We start from the raw sequence: 17,448 nt of genomic DNA, 5'->3' as shown, positions 1-17,448 counted from the left end.
AGAGGCCATGCCGATTCAGGTACTACCACCACAACTGGCAAACCAGATAGCCGCTGGCGAAGTGGTTGAGCGCCCGGCATCGGTTGTGAAAGAGCTGGTTGAAAATAGCCTGGATGCAGGAGCAACGCGTATCGATATTGATATTGAACGCGGCGGTGCAAAAATGATTCGCATACGCGACAACGGTAGTGGTATTAACAAGGATGAGTTAGCACTGGCGCTATCGCGTCACGCGACCAGTAAAATTGCTTCACTGGACGACCTGGAGGCCATTATGAGCCTCGGTTTTCGTGGTGAGGCGCTTGCCAGTATCAGTTCAGTTTCTCGTTTAACGCTGACATCCCGGACTGCCGACCAGCAGGAAGCCTGGCAGGCCTATGCCGAAGGGCGTGACATGGAAGTTACAGTCAAACCTGCCGCTCACCCTCAGGGAACCACGCTGGAAGTGCTGGATTTGTTTTATAACACCCCGGCACGTCGCAAATTTATGCGTACTGAAAAAACCGAATTTGCGCATATCGATGAAATTATTCGTCGTATTGCTCTTGCCAGATTTGATGTCACTATCAATTTGTCCCACAACGGTAAAATGGTGCGCCAGTACCGGGCCGTGAAAGAGGGAACGCAAGAGGAACGCCGCCTTGGGGCCATTTGTGGTACGGCGTTTATCGAACACGCGCTGGCGATTGAATGGCAGCATGGTGATTTAGGGTTGAAAGGTTGGGTGGTGGCGCCAGACAGTCGCAGTCCAGCCAATACCGATATCCAGTACAGCTACGTCAATGGCCGGATGATGCGTGATAAATTGATTAATCATGCCATTCGCCAGGCCTGCGAAGACCGCCTTGGGCAAGACCAGTTGCCCGCATATGTCTTGTATCTTACTGTTGACCCGCATCAGGTGGACGTAAACGTGCACCCAGCGAAGCACGAAGTGCGTTTTCACCAGTCTCGCCTGGTTCATGATTTTATTTATCAGGGCGTATTGAGTGTCTTCCAGCAATATCAGGAAAACCCATTAGGGTTAAATGGCGCGCTTGCAGATGCACCAGCGGCCAGTGCATGGCAGCCGGAAAACCGAACTGCCGCCGGGGAAAATCAGTTTGCCCGAGCCAGTTCAACGGCTGAAAAACGTACGCATTCCGTGCGTGAAACGCCTGAACAACCATACTCCGCACGCCAGAATATTGAACGGCCTGAGAATAGAATGTCTTCCGGCCGTTTATCGGGTGGCGAAACCTACTCTGGAGATAACACATCTTCTGGTGGGCGTACCTCGGGAGTACGGCATTCTGGTTCTGGCGAACCAGCGGCTCATAACAGTTGGCCTAATGCCGTGCCTGGCTACCAGAAAAAACAAGGTGCGCTTTACCAAAAACTATTGGAAACACCACAGCCAGCGACAGTACCAGAACAACCCAATCAACCCCAGGCAGATAGCAGCCAGCTCTCTTCTCGCGAGCAAAGTCTGGGGCGAGCACTGGCTGTAGTAGCACCGGATATGGTTCTGCTTGAGCGGCGTGCAGGCATTTGCCTGATGGCATTGCCAGTGGCGCAGCGTTGGCTGCGTCGTGCACAGCTTATGCCGGGGCAGGAAAAAGCCTGTGCTCAGCCCCTGTTGATCCCGGTGCGGCTAAAACTGAACACCGAGGAACGGGCAACCTTAAAACAACAGCAAGAAACACTACAAGAAGTAGGGATAATCTTAGATATTGACGCGCAATTTGTGACTGTGCGCGCAGTGCCTTTACCCTTGAGGCAACAAAATTTACAAAACTTGATTCCTGACCTGATAGGCTACCTGGCCGGACAAGAAGAATGTGATACAGCGCAACTTGCGCACTGGCTGGCAGGAAAGCTGGAAAGTGAGCCACATGAGTGGTCTCTTTCTCAGGCGATTACTCTCCTGACAGAACTGGAGCGCCTTTGCCCACAATTGGTAATGTCCCCGCCTGGTGGTCTGTTACAACCTATAGATTTGGAACCGGCGATAAGTGCTCTGAAACATGACTGAAGTGAGTAAGCAAAACCTGCCAAAGGCAATTTTTTTGATGGGGCCGACAGCCTCCGGTAAAACCGCACTGGCAATTACATTACGGCGTTTTTTACCCGTAGAGTTGATTAGTGTTGATTCAGCCCTGATATACAAGGGAATGGATGTCGGTACGGCGAAGCCGGATGCGCAAGAACTGGCGCAGGCGCCCCACCGGTTGTTAGATATTCTGGACCCAGCCGAGGCATATTCCGCAGCAGATTTTCGTCGTGATGCTTTGGCCGAAATGGAGTCTATTACTTCAGCCGGAAAAATTCCGTTGTTAGTTGGTGGAACAATGCTTTATTTCAAAGCATTACTGGAAGGGCTATCGCCTTTACCTTCAGCGGATGCAGCGATAAGAGCACAGATTGAGCAGCAAGCACAGGCACAAGGATGGGATGCTTTACATCGGCAATTACAGGCGATAGATCCTGTTTCTGCCGGGCGTATTCATCCGAATGATCCTCAAAGACTTTCCCGGGCACTGGAAGTTTTTTTTATTTCGGGTAAAACTTTAACTGAGTTGACGCAAACGTCAGGGGAAGCTCTGCCTTATCAGGTGCATCAGTTCGCCATCGCCCCGGCGAGCCGTGAACTGCTCCATCAACGTATTGAGCAGCGGTTTCATCAGATGTTGGCTTCGGGATTTGAAGCAGAAGTGCGGGCGCTTTTTGCCCGCGGCGATTTGCATACGGATATGCCTTCCATTCGTTGTGTGGGGTATCGTCAGATGTGGTCTTATCTGGCGGGGGAGTACACCAGGGACGAAATGGTTTATCGCGGTATTTGCGCCACGAGGCAGTTAGCTAAGCGGCAAATGACCTGGTTGCGGGGGTGGGAAGGTGTTCACTGGCTTGACAGTGATAACCCGGAACAGGCCTGCAATGAAGTATTACAGGTAGTTGGTGCGAAGGCTGACTGAATGTGTACAATTGAACCGCATCGTGCGCGAGATTTTACGTCTTTTTATGAGCCTGAGGGTTCTTTAGTACAAACAACAAGCATATAAGGAAAAGATAGAATGGCTAAGGGGCAATCTTTGCAAGATCCGTTTCTGAACGCATTGCGTCGGGAACGTGTTCCAGTTTCTATTTATTTGGTGAATGGTATTAAGCTGCAAGGTCAGATTGAGTCTTTTGACCAGTTTGTGATTCTGTTGAAAAACACAGTTAGCCAAATGGTTTATAAGCACGCGATTTCTACTGTTGTTCCGTCCCGCCCTGTTTCTCATCACAACAATCCGGGCGCTACGGGTAGCAATAGTAATTTCCATCATGGTGGTAATGCGCAAGGCGCAGGATCACAACAGGACAGTGACAGCGCTGAATAAGTTGCTGGCTGTTAATCCACGCCGGGGAACCAGATTATCTGTGTTCCCCGCTGGTATTTTGAGAGGTTTTACGCTTGTTTGACCGTTATGACGCCGGTGAGCAGGCGGTACTGGTACACATCTATTTTTCGCAAGACAAAGACATGGAAGATCTCCAGGAGTTTGAATCTCTGGTTTCTTCTGCAGGTGTCGACGCTTTGCAGGTGATTACTGGTACCCGTAAGGCGCCGCACCCGAAGTATTATGTTGGTGAAGGTAAGGCTGAAGAGATTGCTGATGCAGTGAAAGCCACTGGGGCATCAGTTGTTCTTTTCGACCATGCATTAAGCCCTGCTCAGGAACGTAATCTTGAGCGTTTATGCGAATGTCGGGTTATCGACAGGACCGGACTCATTCTGGATATATTTGCCCAGCGGGCGCGTACACACGAAGGGAAATTGCAGGTGGAACTGGCGCAGTTGCGTCATCTTGCAACTCGTCTGGTACGTGGCTGGACTCACCTTGAACGCCAAAAGGGGGGGATTGGCCTGCGTGGCCCGGGTGAAACGCAGTTGGAAACGGACCGCCGTTTATTGCGTATTCGCATATCCCAAATTTTATCGCGCCTTGAACGTGTTGAGAAACAACGTGAACAAGGCCGGCGAGCACGAACCCGCGCTGATGTCCCTACAGTGTCACTGGTTGGGTATACCAATGCCGGGAAATCCACACTATTCAACAGCCTGACGACTGCGGAAGTCTATGCAGCTGATCAGCTTTTCGCAACACTCGATCCTACCTTACGCCGTATTGATGTGGCGGATGTGGGGGAAACGGTGCTGGCGGATACCGTTGGGTTTATCCGTCATTTACCGCATGACCTGGTGGCGGCGTTTAAAGCCACATTGCAGGAAACGCGCCAGGCAACATTGTTACTGCATGTTATTGATGCATCAGATGTCAGGGTGCAGGAAAACATCGATGCCGTAAATGCGGTACTTGATGAAATTGATGCACTGGAAATCCCTACGCTGCTGGTGATGAACAAAATCGACTGCCTGGACGGTTTTGCGCCACGTATCGACAGGGATGAAAACAATGTACCCGTTCGTGTCTGGTTATCCGCACAGACAGGGGAAGGTATACCACTGCTTTTCCAGGCTTTAACTGAACGTTTATCTGGGGAAATTGCGTTGCATACGCTACGTTTACCTCCTCAGGCTGGGCGTTTGAGAAGCCGTTTTTATCAGCTTCAGGCGATAGAAAAAGAGTGGATGGAGGACGACGGCAGCATGGGCTTACAGGTGCGTTTACCTGTGGTTGACTGGCGTCGCCTTTGTAAACAAGAGCCTGCATTGGTGGATTACATCACCTGATGCAGGTATGCCCTGAAGACATTTCCCCTGCGGGGGATATCACCGCATAACAAGTATGGAGCATAAACATGGCGTGGAATCAGCCCGGTAATAACGGACAGGACCGCGACCCGTGGGGCAGCAGCAATAATCAAGGCGGCAACTCTGGGGGAAGCAAAGGAGGGCGGGATCAGGGGCCACCTGATCTGGATGATATCTTCCGTAAACTGAGTAAAAAGCTCGGTGGGTTTGGCGGCGGTAGTGGCTCAGGCAATACACCGCAAGGTTCGCGTAGCCCTATTGGCGGGCGAATTGTTGGTATTGTTGTCGCAGCCGTCGTTATCATTTGGGCGGCCAGCGGCTTCTATACCATAAAAGAAGCGGAACGAGGGGTTGTTACCCGTTTCGGAAAATTTAGTCATCTGGTGGAGCCGGGTCTGAACTGGAAACCGACTTTCATTGATGAAGTCAGGCCGGTTAACGTTGAGTCTGTGCGTGAATTAGCTGCTTCAGGCATCATGTTGACTGCTGATGAAAACGTTGTGCGCGTTGAAATGAACGTGCAGTACCGGGTCACTGACCCTGAAAAATACTTGTTCAGTGTAACCAGCCCTGATGACAGCCTGCGCCAGGCAACAGACAGCGCACTGCGTGGCGTTATCGGCAAATACACGATGGATAAAATTCTGACAGAAGGCCGTACGCTGATTCGTGCCGATACCCAGCGTGAACTGGAAGAAACCATCAGGCCTTACAACATGGGGATTACGCTGCTGGATGTGAACTTCCAGACTGCGCGTCCGCCAGAAGAAGTAAAAGCGGCGTTTGACGATGCGATTGCCGCACGTGAAAACGAACAGCAATACATCCGTGAAGCAGAAGCTTATGCGAATGAAGTTCAGCCGCGTGCGAATGGTCAGGCACAGCGTATCCTGGAAGAAGCTCGTGCTTATAAAGCCCAGACAGTGCTGGAAGCACAAGGTGAAGTAGCACGCTTTGCTGAGTTGCTGCCGGAATATAAAGCCGCACCGGAAATTACCCGTGAGCGTCTGTATATCGAAACCATGGAAAAAGTACTGAGCCACACGCGTAAGGTTCTGGTAAACGATAATGGCAATAAGTTGATGGTGTTGCCGCTTGACCAACTGATGAAGGGGGCATCCTCTTCTGATGCAAAGTCGGAAAGCAGTGACAGCACCAGTAAATTGTTACATCTTCCGCCTGCCTCTGGCAGTACCGCCAGCAGCAAATCGTCATCCAGCCAGGGCGATATCATGGACCAGCGCCGTGCGAATGCGCAGCGTAACGACTACCCGCGCCGTGGAGGGGAGTAACAATGCGTAAATCATTGATTGGAATTATTATTGTTGTGCTGGTCGTCATGTACACCTCGATGTTTACGGTGAAAGAAGGCGAGCGAGGCATTATCCTGCGTTTCGGTAAAGTGCTGCGTGATAACGACAACAAGCCCGAAATTTTCGAACCGGGCCTGCATTTTAAATTGCCGTTTATCACGACTGTGAAAACGTTGGATGCCCGTATCCAGACTATGGATAACCAGGCAGACCGCTTCGTGACCAAAGAGAAAAAAGACTTGATCGTTGATTCCTATATCAAATGGCGGATCAGCGATTTCAGCCGGTATTACCTGGCAACAGGTGGCGGTGATGTTTCTCAGGCAGAAGTATTGTTAAAACGTAAGTTCAGTGACCGTCTGCGTTCTGAAATTGGCCGTCTGGATGTAAAAGACATCGTAACGGATTCCCGCGGGCGCTTAACGCTGGAAGTGCGCGATGCACTGAACTCGGGCTCTTCTGGTTCCGATGATGAAGTTGCTACCCCAGCGGCTGACGACGCCATCGCAACTGCGGCCGCACGTGTGGAACAGGAAACGAACGGTAAAGTTGCTGCAGTGAACCCAAACAGTATGGCTGCTCTGGGGATTGAAGTGGTCGATGTCCGCATCAAGCAAATCAACCTGCCAGCGGAAGTCTCTGAGGCGATTTACAACCGTATGCGTGCTGAACGTGAAGCTGTTGCCCGTCGCCACCGTTCACAGGGCCAGGAAGAGGCCGAGAAATTACGCGCCGCAGCAGATTATGAAGTGACGCGCACTCTGGCTGAAGCACAACGCCAGGCACTGATTGAACGCGGGGAAGGGGATGCACAGGCAGCGAAACTGTTTGCTGATGCATTCGGCAAAGACCCGGATTTCTTCGCCTTTATTCGTAGCCTGAAAGCGTATCAAAGTAGCTTTGGTGGTAACGATGTGATGGTGATGAGCCCGGACAGTGACTTCTTCCGCTACATGAAGACACCAACAGGTAATTCACGCTAAGATAGCGAACATTATTTGCTAAAGAGCCGGTTTAATCCGGCTCTTTTTTTGTCCGTGGAAAATGAAAAATGAACACAACAATTTGGATGGCTGTCGCACTGGTTTTAGTGCTGGAAGGGATTGGCCCAATGATATATCCCGGTGCCTGGCGCAAAATGGTACAGAGCCTGTCGCAATTACCTGACCATTTGTTACGCCGTTTTGGAGGCGGTCTTGTGGTTGCTGGCATCGTTGTCTACTACATGTTGACGAAAACGATTAACTGAGCAGAAATCCGGCAAAAAACTCAAAATCTGTATATAAAAAGGGCTGAACATCGGGGGATCCGGTGGTAGAATCCATTTTTAAGCAAACGGTGATTTTGAAAAATGGGTAACAACGTCGTCGTACTGGGCACCCAATGGGGTGACGAAGGTAAAGGGAAGATCGTCGATCTTCTGACCGAACGAGCCAAATATGTTGTACGCTATCAGGGCGGTCACAACGCAGGTCATACTCTCGTAATCAACGGTGAAAAAACCGTTCTTCATCTTATTCCTTCAGGTATTCTTCGCGAAAATGTCGTTAGTATTATCGGCAACGGCGTAGTGCTGTCTCCTTCCGCGTTGATGAAAGAGATGACGGAACTGGAAAACCGTGGTGTTCCGGTACGTGAACGTCTGTTGTTGTCTGAAGCTTGCCCGCTGATCCTGGATTACCATGTGGCACTGGACAACGCTCGTGAAAAAGCGCGTGGTGATAAAGCTATTGGTACCACCGGGCGTGGTATCGGCCCTGCCTATGAAGATAAAGTAGCTCGCCGTGGTCTGCGTGTGGGCGACTTGTTCGATAAAGCAGTCTTCGCTGAAAAACTGAAAGAAGTGATGGAATATCACAACTTCCAGTTAGTGAACTACTACAAAGTTGAAGCGGTTGATTACCAGAAAGTTCTGGATGATGTCATGGCTATTGCCGACATCCTGACTGCCATGGTGGTTGACGTTTCTGACTTGCTGGATAAAGCCCGTCAGCGCGGTGAGCACATTATGTTTGAAGGTGCTCAGGGTACGTTGCTGGATATCGACCACGGTACTTATCCGTACGTGACCTCTTCCAACACCACTGCTGGTGGCGTGGCAACGGGTTCAGGCCTTGGCCCGCGTTACGTTGATTACGTACTGGGTATTATCAAAGCTTACTCTACCCGTGTTGGTGCAGGCCCGTTCCCGACTGAACTGTTCGATGATGTTGGCGAATACCTGTGCAAACAAGGTAATGAATATGGTGCAACCACTGGTCGCCGCCGCCGTACTGGCTGGCTGGACACCGTAGCGGTTCGCCGTGCGGTACAGATCAACTCCCTTTCTGGTTTCTGCCTCACCAAACTGGATGTGCTGGATGGCCTGGAAGAAGTGAAACTGTGTGTCGCTTACCGCATGCCAGATGGCCGTGAAGTAACAGTAACACCAATGGCTGCAGATGACTGGGCTGGGATTGAACCTGTTTACGAATCTATGCCGGGTTGGTCACAGAGCACCTTTGGTGTGAAAGACCGTAGCCTGTTGCCTCAGGCTGCGCTGGACTACATCAAACGCATTGAAGAGCTGACAGGTGTGCCAGTAGATATTATCTCCACTGGCCCGGATCGTACTGAAACTATGATCCTGCGCGACCCTTACGACGCGTAATCGCTTTCGGGCAGAAAGGCTCCTTTCTGCCCTGTTTATTTTCTGTTGGGTTCAAAACGCCAAAAAACACATCAAAAACAGGATAAACCCTGCCTTTTTTACACCTTTTCCTAAATAAATTAGCGGCCTGGCTGGTGGCTGGTTTATCATCAATACAAATCCCCTGCCAGGGGATGAGCCCTTTGTGAAGCTATCTGAGGTTGATGTGCAGTTAACAAGTTTTACTGACTACGGCTTGCGTGCGCTGATTTATATGGCTGCTTTGCCCAAAGATCGCATGACCAATATTTCTGAAGTGACACAAGTTTATGGTGTGTCGCGTAACCATATGGTCAAAATTATTAATCAGCTCAGCCGGGCCGGTTATGTTGATGCGGTTCGTGGTAAAAATGGCGGTATTCGCCTGGGTAAACCGGCTGAAAGCATCCGTATTGGCGATGTCGTTCGGGCACTTGAACCATTGCAACTGGTTAACTGTAGCGGTGAGTTTTGTCACATCACCCCGGCTTGCAGGCTCAAGCAAGTGCTGGCACAAGGCGTGCAGCATTTTCTTCAGGAGCTTGATAACTACACCCTGGCAGAAATGGTGGATGCAAACCCACCGCTTTATCAATTACTACAGGTGGAATAAATGCCTGAACTGCCTGAGGATGACAACGGAGGAACCGATATGTCACAAGATCCTTTCCAGGAACGCGAAGCAGAGAAATATGCCAATCCTATTCCCAGCAGGGAGTTCATTCTTGATCATCTGTCAAAGCAGGAAAAACCTGCTAACCGTGAAGAACTGGCAAAAGCACTGGGTATTGAAGGTGAAGAGCAAACGGAAGCATTGCGCCGACGCCTGCGTGCAATGGAACGAGATGGCCAGTTAGTTTTCACCCGCCGCCAGTGCTATGCCTTACCGGAACGTCTTGATCTGGTGAAAGGCACCGTCATGGGCCACCGTGATGGCTATGGCTTTCTGCGAGTTGAAGGCCGGGCGGATGATCTTTACCTGTCTTCTGAACAAATGAAAACCTGTATTCACGGCGATATTGTGTTGGCCCAACCGCTGGGTGCAGACCGCCGTGGCCGCCGGGAAGCCCGTATCGTACGGGTTCTGGTACCAAAAACCAGCCAAATTGTTGGCCGCTATTTTATCGATGCAGGGGTTGGGTTTGTTGTCCCGGATGACAGCCGCCTGAGTTTCGATATTCTTATCCCACCGGAAGAGATCATGGGTGCCCGCATGGGGTTTATGGTTGTGGTGGAACTCACCCAGCGCCCCACTCGTCGTACTAAAGCAATAGGTAAAATTGTTGAAGTGCTCGGTGAAAATATGGGCACAGGTATGGCGGTGGATATTGCGCTGCGTACCCATGAAATTCCGTATGTCTGGCCTCAGGCAGTTGAAGAGCAAATCGCCGGGTTAAAAGAAGAAGTACCTGAATCTGCCAAAGCCGGGCGTGTCGATTTACGTGATTTACCCCTGGTCACCATTGATGGTGAAGATGCCCGCGACTTTGATGATGCCGTTTATTGTGAGAAAAAACGTGGCGGTGGCTGGCGTTTGTGGGTGGCGATTGCGGATGTCAGTTACTATGTTCGCCCTTACACCGCACTGGATAAAGAAGCCCATAACCGTGGCACATCGGTTTACTTCCCTTCACAGGTAGTGCCAATGCTGCCGGAAGTGCTCTCAAATGGCTTGTGCTCGCTGAACCCACAAGTTGACCGCCTGTGCATGGTTTGTGAAATGACCATCTCTTCGAAAGGCAAGTTAAGTGGATTCCAGTTCTATGAAGCGGTAATGAGTTCCCACGCTCGCCTGACTTACACCAAGGTGTGGCAAATTCTGCAAGGCGATGAAGAGTTACGCGAACACTACCGCCCGTTAGTGAAACACCTGGAAGAGCTGCATAACCTCTACAAGGTGTTGGACAGCGCGCGTGCCGAGCGTGGTGGGATCTCTTTTGAAAGCGAAGAAGCCAAATTTATCTTTAATGCGGAACGCCGCATTGAACGTATTGAGCAAACGCAACGTAACGATGCTCACAAACTGATTGAAGAGTGCATGATTCTGGCGAACATCTCGGCCGCCCGTTTTGTCGAGAAAAATAAAGAGCCTGCGTTGTTCCGTATTCATGACCGCCCAAGCACAGAGGCTATTACCTCTTTCCGTTCCGTGCTGGCGGAACTGGGCTTAAGCCTGCCTGGCGGTGATAAACCCGAACCGGCAGATTACTCCGCATTGTTGGCATCCATCGCTGACCGGCCAGACCATGAAATGCTGCAAACTATGCTGCTACGTTCCATGAAACAAGCCGTGTACGACCCAGAAAACCGCGGGCATTTTGGCCTGGCGCTGCAATCTTATGCGCATTTTACATCGCCAATTCGCCGTTATCCGGACTTGTCTTTACACCGGGCAATCAAATATTTGCTCGCTCGTCAGAACGGGGAAACTGGCACCAGTACGCCGGGCGGTGGCTGGCATTATGGCACGGAAGAGATGATTCAGCTTGGCCTGCATTGTTCCATGACCGAGCGCCGTGCCGACGAAGCAACTCGTGATGTAGCCGACTGGCTGAAATGTGACTTCATGCAGGACCAGGTGGGTCAAACATTTGGTGGTGTGATTTCTAGTGTGACTGGCTTCGGCTTCTTTGTGCGCCTTGATGACTTATTTATTGATGGCCTGGTGCACGTCTCGTCACTGGATAACGATTACTATCGTTTCGACCAGATAGGCCAGCGGTTAATTGGTGAGTCTGGTGGGCAGACTTACCGGCTTGGCGACCATGTAGAAGTGCGGGTTGAAGGGGTCAACATGGATGAGCGTAAAATCGATTTTGCGTTGATCTCCAGTGAACGCAAAGTGCGCGGAGCTGGGAAAACCGCCCGTGAGAAAAGTAAAAAAGGTGCTGCCAGCGCCCGGCCTCCAAGACGGCGTCAGGGCGGTAAACGTGTGAATTTCGAGCCAGACAGCGAATTCCGCAGTGAAAAGCCGAAAAAAGCACGAGCACCAAAAAATAAAAAAGCGAAAAAACCTTCGGAAAAAACACGTAAAATCGCAGAAGCAACCAAAGCGAAACGTGCGGCGAAGAAAAAAGCGTAATAGTGCAGCCCACGGCTGGTAAACTAGTAGCAGGCTCCGTCCAACCGGGCGGAGCTTTGTTTTTTGACTGTAACCCGGGCACAGTGCCCAGAGTGAGTACCATACATGAGTGAAATGTTACTTATCTTAGTATTCATTACTTATTTCTGTTCTTCCATACACGGTAAATAGCTGCACATATGCCACTGATTAGGCACATGAGCTGCTCTCTCACACCAGGCATGTAGTAGTCGTTAATCTTCATTTGTCACCCTATTGCTGGTGGTGATTTTGCGAATAAGCTCGCTTACATACATCCCTGTGAAGTTACCGAAACAGAAACAGCTCAGACAAAGGAATAATGGATTATGGGTTAGAAGAAAGATGTTTAGATGTTCGAACATTATTGTTACCTATTTGATTAGTTACTGATTTTATTCACATTTCCACCCATACTTCTATAGATGGAACTTGCGATGGTTTCTGATGATGATGTGTACTGAATCTTCCCGCCTGAGACATTGGCTGAAAGTTGGCATCTTGCGAGAGCTTCCCGAGCTTTACTAACATCACTGGGACTGAGACCTTCATAGTTCAGGTTACTGAGGGCTTGGAAGTATGCACATGAACCGGAGACTGTAGAGCTTGTGGTCGATGTGCCAATTTCTTTTTGAGTTGTGACTGCACCGTCTTGGGTTGTTGCTACAGAGCCTGAAGAGTTGATACTTGCAGTTGTCTGACCAATCTGTACAACGAAATCAGCATTTTGGAATGTGAGTGATACTCTTAAACCATTAGAGATACTGGCGTCTTTGTTAGCTTCAAAATTGGTGCAGACAGCGTTAGTGAGGCTGATTCCATCGTCACATAACACTGTTAAAATTTGTTTTTGGCTTCGCCATGTTTGAAGTGTATCGAGGAAATCCTGTACTGCTGTGGCTGAGACTGCATCGAGGCTATAGGCACTGAGGAAATCAACCACCACTACACCATTAATCACAATAGTTTCAGGAACTTCCTGTACATTATCAGTTATTGTTTGTCCAGACTGTACTGGTTGAGTGGTCACCTGTATGTTGCTGGTGTATTTCATATCAGTTGTAGCTGAGAGTGAAAGGACAACCGATAGGTCATCCTTTTTGTGGAACATAATATGGTCTTTATTTGAAGCTTGTAAGATGCTCATTTATTCTCCGATGGGTACCAACCCGCATTGTTGGATTCATTTTCCCATGAACTACGACCTAAGTTACTGTTATTCATAATCATATCTTCGAAACCTAATTGCATAGTTTGGTTCATAAGGGGAACAGCTACCTGTTGGATAGAACCATCAGGGAGTTTCATATCCACGGTGGTGTGCCCTTGAACATCAACCTTTAGATTGCCCTGTAATGGGGGGATAGTTATCTGTCTGGTCAACCAATCAGGGATACCCTTCGTACCAGCATCAAATGAATCACCATCTTTGTATGAAGCCCAGCCATGAGCACGTTTCTGGATAGCGTCCCATACTGATGTAGAACCTTTAGTGCCACTGGTGATTGAATCACTGAGAGTTTTCCACTTATTCCACACATCCCATCCGGCAAGTAATTGGCCTGCTCCTGGAATGAAACGTGATAAGCCTTTACCTGTTTCTGCACCTGCTTCAGCAACTTCTGCCCCACCCTTGCCAAGTAATGAGCCAGCTTTTTTAGCAGTACCTAGAGTGAACTGCTTAATTTTATTAAGAGCTGCTAAACCAGTAATTGTCTCTATAAAGCCCACAAGGATATCTGAAACACGTTTCAGGCTGTCCTGCATTGGTTTGGGTAAGTCATTGAAAAATTTAATCCAGTAGACTTCTATGAGTCCCAGTGCGCCATTGATGTTTAGAACAACTGTTGAGATTTCATCGACTACTGAAGAAAGGCGTGAGAATACATCACCTAAGACAGCACCCAGAATTTCACCATCCTGAGAGCTTGCCTCAAGGAATGTTCCCAATGAGTTAGCCAGTTTGATTAGGCCATTATTGAAGCCTGTGAAAAACGAGTTCTGGGAGTTGGTTACACTGTTCTCCAGTCTCCCGATAGCACTCTGAGTGCTGTTAATCGTTTTCTCAAGTGCATGAGTTTTCTGGTTAAATTGCTCCATCCCTTTCACGAGGTCTTTAACAACTTCATCACCTGTCATACTTTTCCAGTAATCTTTGAGCTGTTCATTACTGGTGAACCCATGCATGTTACGTGCTGCTGAGAGAATCGCCGGGCTATCATTACGTAACTGGTTGAAATCTTGGCCATTGATACCTTTAGGAGTAGCAGAAATCTGCTCTAATGCATTAGAAACTAATTGCTGGTGGGCGTTATCAACTCCGGCAACGTGACCGAAGACTGTACTGGTACGTAAATAGTCAATGATGTCTTTATTTGAAAATAACTTTGTACTGAAGCTGTTACGGAGTCTTGCTGCTGAGTCTGCTGCGTCATCATATTTGATGCCTAGCTGGTCACTCACACCCTTGATGCCCTGCTGAACATTACGAGCATCAGAGCCAAAGGCTGCACTGGTCATATTGGTAACTTGCTGTCTACGCATACCTTCTTGGAGGGATGATTTGAAGAGTTCAACTGCTACAGAGGCTGCTGTAATAAGAGTTGCAAACTTGAGTAATCCAGAGTTTGAAGAGTCTGTTTCAATGGCTTTAGTTTTTCTCAATTCCTGTTCAGCCATACGTGCAGAACGTTGTAACTGGTTGAATTCAAAGTTTAATGCCCTAACCCCCTTTTGGAATGTTGAGAAATTTCCCTCAGCGCTTATCACAAGTTTGGCAAGACGAGACTCAAACTGCTTAGCAATATCTGGAGCCTTCAGGAGCATATTCCCATAGAGGGCACTCTGCTTACTTCTCATAGCGAGGTTGGTGATACGCTCAGAATCTGTTAAGGCAGGTCTTCCCAGCTTAGTGCTGGTGGTCACTGGGATATTACTAAAACCCTTTATCTTGAGGCTGTCATTAATCTTTTTACCAGCCAGTGCAGCTTGTTCTTCAAGAGACTGGAAAGCATTTGCCTTAGTTTTTATGTCGAATGCTTTGTTGAGACTCTTGTTTATATTTGTGGCTGTACTCTGAGCATTACGTTCAATTCTGGCAAACATATTTGCCATCTTTTCTGCCCCAGACATTCTGTTGAAAACTCTGTTAAGAGAGAGTTCCATTTTCTGGGCAATGCTGCCTACTTTCTTCTCAAGGGATTCTAAAGGTTTTATCACCTTTTCGGAGAATCCCATCTCGATTACAAAATTATCTACCGTGTAGTTAGCCATTCATAGTCCTAATGCTAAAAAGCCCCCACTGTGACATATATACACAGATGGAGGCCTTATTGATTGTTTATTTATTTTGGTGATTAACTCATGAGAGCGTCTATTTGAGCTTTAAAGCCACCTTTGAGGGCATTGTAAGTCTTCATCACATGAGTCTTGAGCATTTTGACCTGTTCCAGACGAGCTGTGTAGTGATTAGTGTCACGTTGATATTCACGATTAAGTTCACGCTCTGCAATTTCTGAGGCTTTTTCCATTAGCTCAACATGTGTTAGTTGGGTATGGGTAATAAGGACTTTAATCCCAAGGTTAAGTTGCTCAACAAATTTGATATCCAGGATTCGGTCACCAGATGCTGATAAATTGTTAATATGCTCTGCTTGTGTAATCCTGCTGCATTCTAGTAGCTGTACACCTTCAATCCGTGTTGCATTATTAGCAAGAATGTTTCTTGCTTTCTCTGCAATTGTAATTTCAGAAACTGGGAGAGGCTCTTTTAAGCTGGATAAGTCAAGCATTGCTTGATTAATTACACGGTAACCCTCTTCTTCCACACGTTGCTGTTGAATTGTTGGGCTGGTGGTTTGAGGGTAATTGTCGAGGGCTGCTTCAAATAATTGGATATATTCGTTGTTCATTAGATGTTCTTCTTCTCTGTGGGGTATTTTTACTAATTTAAGGAAATAGAGGCTTGTACGTTCTGGGTATTCATCATGAATGTATCATTTGCCATTGCCATTAAAGTTTCGCTGTATCTCATTTTGGCTTGGTTGAATATCATTGCTGTACATTCAAAGATTTCTTCAACTGGACATAAATTATGGTCACATAATACCTGGCCTATTCTGTCGATGAGGATGCTTGGGTTGTCATACATCTCTTTCCAGACTGCTTCCAGACTTGCATGGGCAATATCGACTGTTAGGTCACCATCACTGTTGATAAATACCTGTATTTCGTCACGTGAGTTCATTAAAAAGCCCTCATCTGTGAGTTGATGGAAACCAGGCGTTTGGCTTCTTCTGCTAATGCCTTGCCCAATGCATCTTGCTGGCGTTGTGATAGGGTCACTGGTGACTGGTGCTGGTGGGAGTAACTCACTGTGTTATCCACCTTACGTGATGATTTCTTCTTCTGTTCTGCGTTGAACCACCCGTCATTAAATCCGACGGTATAGTCCTTTTTTGATTTCTGGTCGGTGGCCTGTTTATATAAGGAGGCTGGGTCTTTAGGTTTCGGGTCACCAGATTCAAATGATTTAAATCCAGCCTTATAACCGCGTAATTCGTGGATGTTTGAGTTTGACATTATTTATTCTCTTCTCTGTGTGCTTATTTTTTGATTAAATTAATGTAGTGATTACATCAATGGTGAGGCTCTGTAGTTTTGCAATCTCATCGTCTGTATAACCAACGAGGTCTTTCACTTCTGCGTTCCTGTATAAAACAGTGTTCTCAATTTGCCCCATACTGGTAAAGCCTGAATCACCAACTGAATCGACAGCAATACCAATAATATCTTCGATAACGGCAGTCTTTTCACCATTACTATTTACGAGGTCACCTGCTTCAACGCCAATCACTGCTGGGATGTTTTTACGTGACCATCTGTCTGGGGTGCTGGCTTCTTTGAGAATAAAGCTACCAGCTAATATTTTACGAGTTTCCATTATTTAACATTTCCTGTTTGACACGCTCGATACTATTCATGAGTTGTGGTTGTTCTACTTTTAAAATCTCAATCACAATTTGATTGATAGCCTCAGCAATCTGTGAGCCATATATGGATGGCTGATTCATAAGCTTTCCACGAATCACTGATTCATAGTATGAGGCTTGTTGCTGTAAAGAGGCCATCTTAGCTTTAAGCTTTAGATTGTACTGTCTACGCTGTACATTCTTATCGCGTAAGTCTTGCTCTTCTTTTTGAGACTGTAGACTTGTTGAGACAAGAGATTGAATATCAATAGTCATTAAGGTATCTCTTGAATATATGTAGGAAGGGCATATTTCAGCCCTTATTTATTTTCTCTTTCGAGAGTTCGCATGATGAGATGACTTACCGAGAATATCTCCAGAACCAACAGAGTAATACCATATGTCACAGTGAGAACGTGGACTGTGCATACCAATGTTGGGGGATATTCTCACCTACGGAGATAGTAGGATTTGTTGCCACAGAGAGAAGCAAGGAGATATTTTCGGTAAACCATATTTTAAAAAAGGGAAGCTATACAGACAGGAAAATCATAAAGAACTGTACAGCCCCAAAGACTAACTATGTGTGATTTATTATTCTTAGAGACTGAAGGAAGAAGTAACCTTTCTTTTTCTTCATGTATTAATATTAACAA

At 47.7% G+C, this 17,448-nt stretch carries 17 protein-coding genes; 10 read left to right on the top strand and 7 right to left on the bottom strand.

The window, feature by feature from the left end; genetic code table 11:
* Positions 1-7 precede the first annotated feature (7 nt).
* The 10 genes from mutL (at position 8) to rnr (ending at position 11,804) form a co-directional block, all read left to right on the top strand.
* On the top strand, positions 8-2,014 hold the full coding sequence (gene mutL, locus LC084_RS19695) for a DNA mismatch repair endonuclease MutL (RefSeq protein WP_226573165.1): 2,007 nt from the start codon (positions 8-10) through the stop codon (positions 2,012-2,014).
* The gene (miaA, locus tag LC084_RS19690; RefSeq protein WP_226573163.1) at positions 2,007-2,957 is read left to right on the top strand and encodes a tRNA (adenosine(37)-N6)-dimethylallyltransferase MiaA; all 951 of its coding nucleotides are present in this window, start codon (positions 2,007-2,009) and stop codon (positions 2,955-2,957) included. The genes mutL and miaA overlap by 8 nt, the downstream gene beginning before the upstream one ends.
* 99 nt (positions 2,958-3,056) lie before the next feature.
* The gene (gene hfq / locus LC084_RS19685) at positions 3,057-3,365 is read left to right on the top strand and encodes an RNA chaperone Hfq (protein WP_036103134.1); all 309 of its coding nucleotides are present in this window, start codon (positions 3,057-3,059) and stop codon (positions 3,363-3,365) included.
* A 74-nt stretch (positions 3,366-3,439) separates the two neighbouring features.
* Positions 3,440-4,720 carry a ribosome rescue GTPase HflX gene (gene hflX, locus LC084_RS19680; RefSeq protein WP_226573160.1) on the top strand — a complete coding sequence of 427 codons (1,281 nt, stop codon included), beginning with the start codon at positions 3,440-3,442 and terminating at the stop codon, positions 4,718-4,720.
* Positions 4,721-4,788: 68 nt separating this feature from the next.
* Positions 4,789-6,033, top strand: coding sequence for an FtsH protease activity modulator HflK (hflK, locus tag LC084_RS19675; protein ID WP_226573157.1), 1,245 nt, complete (start codon positions 4,789-4,791; stop codon positions 6,031-6,033).
* Positions 6,034-6,035: 2 nt separating this feature from the next.
* Entirely contained in the window at positions 6,036-7,037 is a 1,002-nt protein-coding gene (gene hflC / locus LC084_RS19670) for a protease modulator HflC (RefSeq protein WP_226573154.1), read from the top strand.
* Between the two features lie 68 nt (positions 7,038-7,105).
* Positions 7,106-7,303 carry a DUF2065 domain-containing protein gene (locus LC084_RS19665; RefSeq protein WP_064598257.1) on the top strand — a complete coding sequence of 66 codons (198 nt, stop codon included), beginning with the start codon at positions 7,106-7,108 and terminating at the stop codon, positions 7,301-7,303.
* A 102-nt stretch (positions 7,304-7,405) separates the two neighbouring features.
* Positions 7,406-8,704, top strand: a complete 1,299-nt coding sequence (locus tag LC084_RS19660; protein ID WP_226573149.1) for an adenylosuccinate synthase — start codon at positions 7,406-7,408, stop codon at positions 8,702-8,704.
* A gap of 205 nt (positions 8,705-8,909) precedes the next feature.
* Positions 8,910-9,335 carry a nitric oxide-sensing transcriptional repressor NsrR gene (nsrR, locus tag LC084_RS19655; RefSeq protein WP_226573448.1) on the top strand — a complete coding sequence of 142 codons (426 nt, stop codon included), beginning with the start codon at positions 8,910-8,912 and terminating at the stop codon, positions 9,333-9,335.
* A 39-nt stretch (positions 9,336-9,374) separates the two neighbouring features.
* On the top strand, positions 9,375-11,804 hold the full coding sequence (rnr, locus tag LC084_RS19650; protein WP_226573446.1) for a ribonuclease R: 2,430 nt from the start codon (positions 9,375-9,377) through the stop codon (positions 11,802-11,804).
* A 400-nt stretch (positions 11,805-12,204) separates the two neighbouring features.
* On the opposite strand, the gene LC084_RS19645 is transcribed toward rnr, so the two are convergent.
* The 7 genes from LC084_RS19645 to LC084_RS19615 all read right to left on the bottom strand — a co-directional run bounded on the left by LC084_RS19645 (position 12,205) and on the right by LC084_RS19615 (position 17,068).
* Entirely contained in the window at positions 12,205-12,969 is a 765-nt protein-coding gene (locus LC084_RS19645) for a phage baseplate protein (protein WP_226573147.1), read from the bottom strand.
* Entirely contained in the window at positions 12,966-15,095 is a 2,130-nt protein-coding gene (locus tag LC084_RS19640; RefSeq protein WP_226573146.1) for a hypothetical protein, read from the bottom strand. Before LC084_RS19640 ends, LC084_RS19645 begins: the two co-directional genes overlap by 4 nt.
* 83 nt (positions 15,096-15,178) lie before the next feature.
* Positions 15,179-15,733 (bottom strand): hypothetical protein, encoded by a 555-nt coding sequence (locus LC084_RS19635; RefSeq protein ID WP_226573144.1) that lies wholly within the window; start codon positions 15,731-15,733, stop codon positions 15,179-15,181.
* A gap of 32 nt (positions 15,734-15,765) precedes the next feature.
* Positions 15,766-16,068 carry a hypothetical protein gene (locus tag LC084_RS19630; protein ID WP_226573143.1) on the bottom strand — a complete coding sequence of 101 codons (303 nt, stop codon included), beginning with the start codon at positions 16,066-16,068 and terminating at the stop codon, positions 15,766-15,768.
* Positions 16,068-16,403 (bottom strand): hypothetical protein, encoded by a 336-nt coding sequence (locus LC084_RS19625; RefSeq protein WP_226573141.1) that lies wholly within the window; start codon positions 16,401-16,403, stop codon positions 16,068-16,070. Before LC084_RS19625 ends, LC084_RS19630 begins: the two co-directional genes overlap by 1 nt.
* Before the next feature lie 34 nt (positions 16,404-16,437).
* Entirely contained in the window at positions 16,438-16,764 is a 327-nt protein-coding gene (locus LC084_RS19620) for a hypothetical protein (RefSeq protein WP_226573137.1), read from the bottom strand.
* Positions 16,751-17,068: a hypothetical protein gene (locus LC084_RS19615; RefSeq protein ID WP_226573134.1), complete on the bottom strand. Its 318-nt coding sequence runs from the start codon at positions 17,066-17,068 to the stop codon at positions 16,751-16,753. The genes LC084_RS19620 and LC084_RS19615 overlap by 14 nt, the downstream gene beginning before the upstream one ends.
* Positions 17,069-17,448 lie beyond the last annotated feature (380 nt).

This window comes from Mangrovibacter yixingensis (assembly GCF_020523985.1).
Classification (GTDB): domain Bacteria; phylum Pseudomonadota; class Gammaproteobacteria; order Enterobacterales; family Enterobacteriaceae; genus Mangrovibacter; species Mangrovibacter yixingensis.
The sequence above is the reverse complement of the archived record's forward strand: the minus strand, read 5'-3'. Positions and strand labels throughout refer to the sequence as shown.

Coding starts and splice junctions, on each gene's coding strand:
- LC084_RS19645 (WP_226573147.1), bottom strand. CDS start 12,969: ATGAGCATCTTACAAGCTTCAAATAAAGACCATATTATGTTCCACAAA.
- miaA (WP_226573163.1), top strand. CDS start 2,007: ATGACTGAAGTGAGTAAGCAAAACCTGCCAAAGGCAATTTTTTTGATG.
- LC084_RS19635 (WP_226573144.1), bottom strand. CDS start 15,733: ATGAACAACGAATATATCCAATTATTTGAAGCAGCCCTCGACAATTAC.
- LC084_RS19660 (WP_226573149.1), top strand. CDS start 7,406: ATGGGTAACAACGTCGTCGTACTGGGCACCCAATGGGGTGACGAAGGT.
- LC084_RS19615 (WP_226573134.1), bottom strand. CDS start 17,068: ATGACTATTGATATTCAATCTCTTGTCTCAACAAGTCTACAGTCTCAA.
- mutL (WP_226573165.1), top strand. CDS start 8: ATGCCGATTCAGGTACTACCACCACAACTGGCAAACCAGATAGCCGCT.
- LC084_RS19665 (WP_064598257.1), top strand. CDS start 7,106: ATGAACACAACAATTTGGATGGCTGTCGCACTGGTTTTAGTGCTGGAA.
- hfq (WP_036103134.1), top strand. CDS start 3,057: ATGGCTAAGGGGCAATCTTTGCAAGATCCGTTTCTGAACGCATTGCGT.
- LC084_RS19620 (WP_226573137.1), bottom strand. CDS start 16,764: ATGGAAACTCGTAAAATATTAGCTGGTAGCTTTATTCTCAAAGAAGCC.
- LC084_RS19640 (WP_226573146.1), bottom strand. CDS start 15,095: ATGGCTAACTACACGGTAGATAATTTTGTAATCGAGATGGGATTCTCC.
- LC084_RS19630 (WP_226573143.1), bottom strand. CDS start 16,068: ATGAACTCACGTGACGAAATACAGGTATTTATCAACAGTGATGGTGAC.
- hflK (WP_226573157.1), top strand. CDS start 4,789: ATGGCGTGGAATCAGCCCGGTAATAACGGACAGGACCGCGACCCGTGG.
- LC084_RS19625 (WP_226573141.1), bottom strand. CDS start 16,403: ATGTCAAACTCAAACATCCACGAATTACGCGGTTATAAGGCTGGATTT.
- rnr (WP_226573446.1), top strand. CDS start 9,375: ATGTCACAAGATCCTTTCCAGGAACGCGAAGCAGAGAAATATGCCAAT.
- hflC (WP_226573154.1), top strand. CDS start 6,036: ATGCGTAAATCATTGATTGGAATTATTATTGTTGTGCTGGTCGTCATG.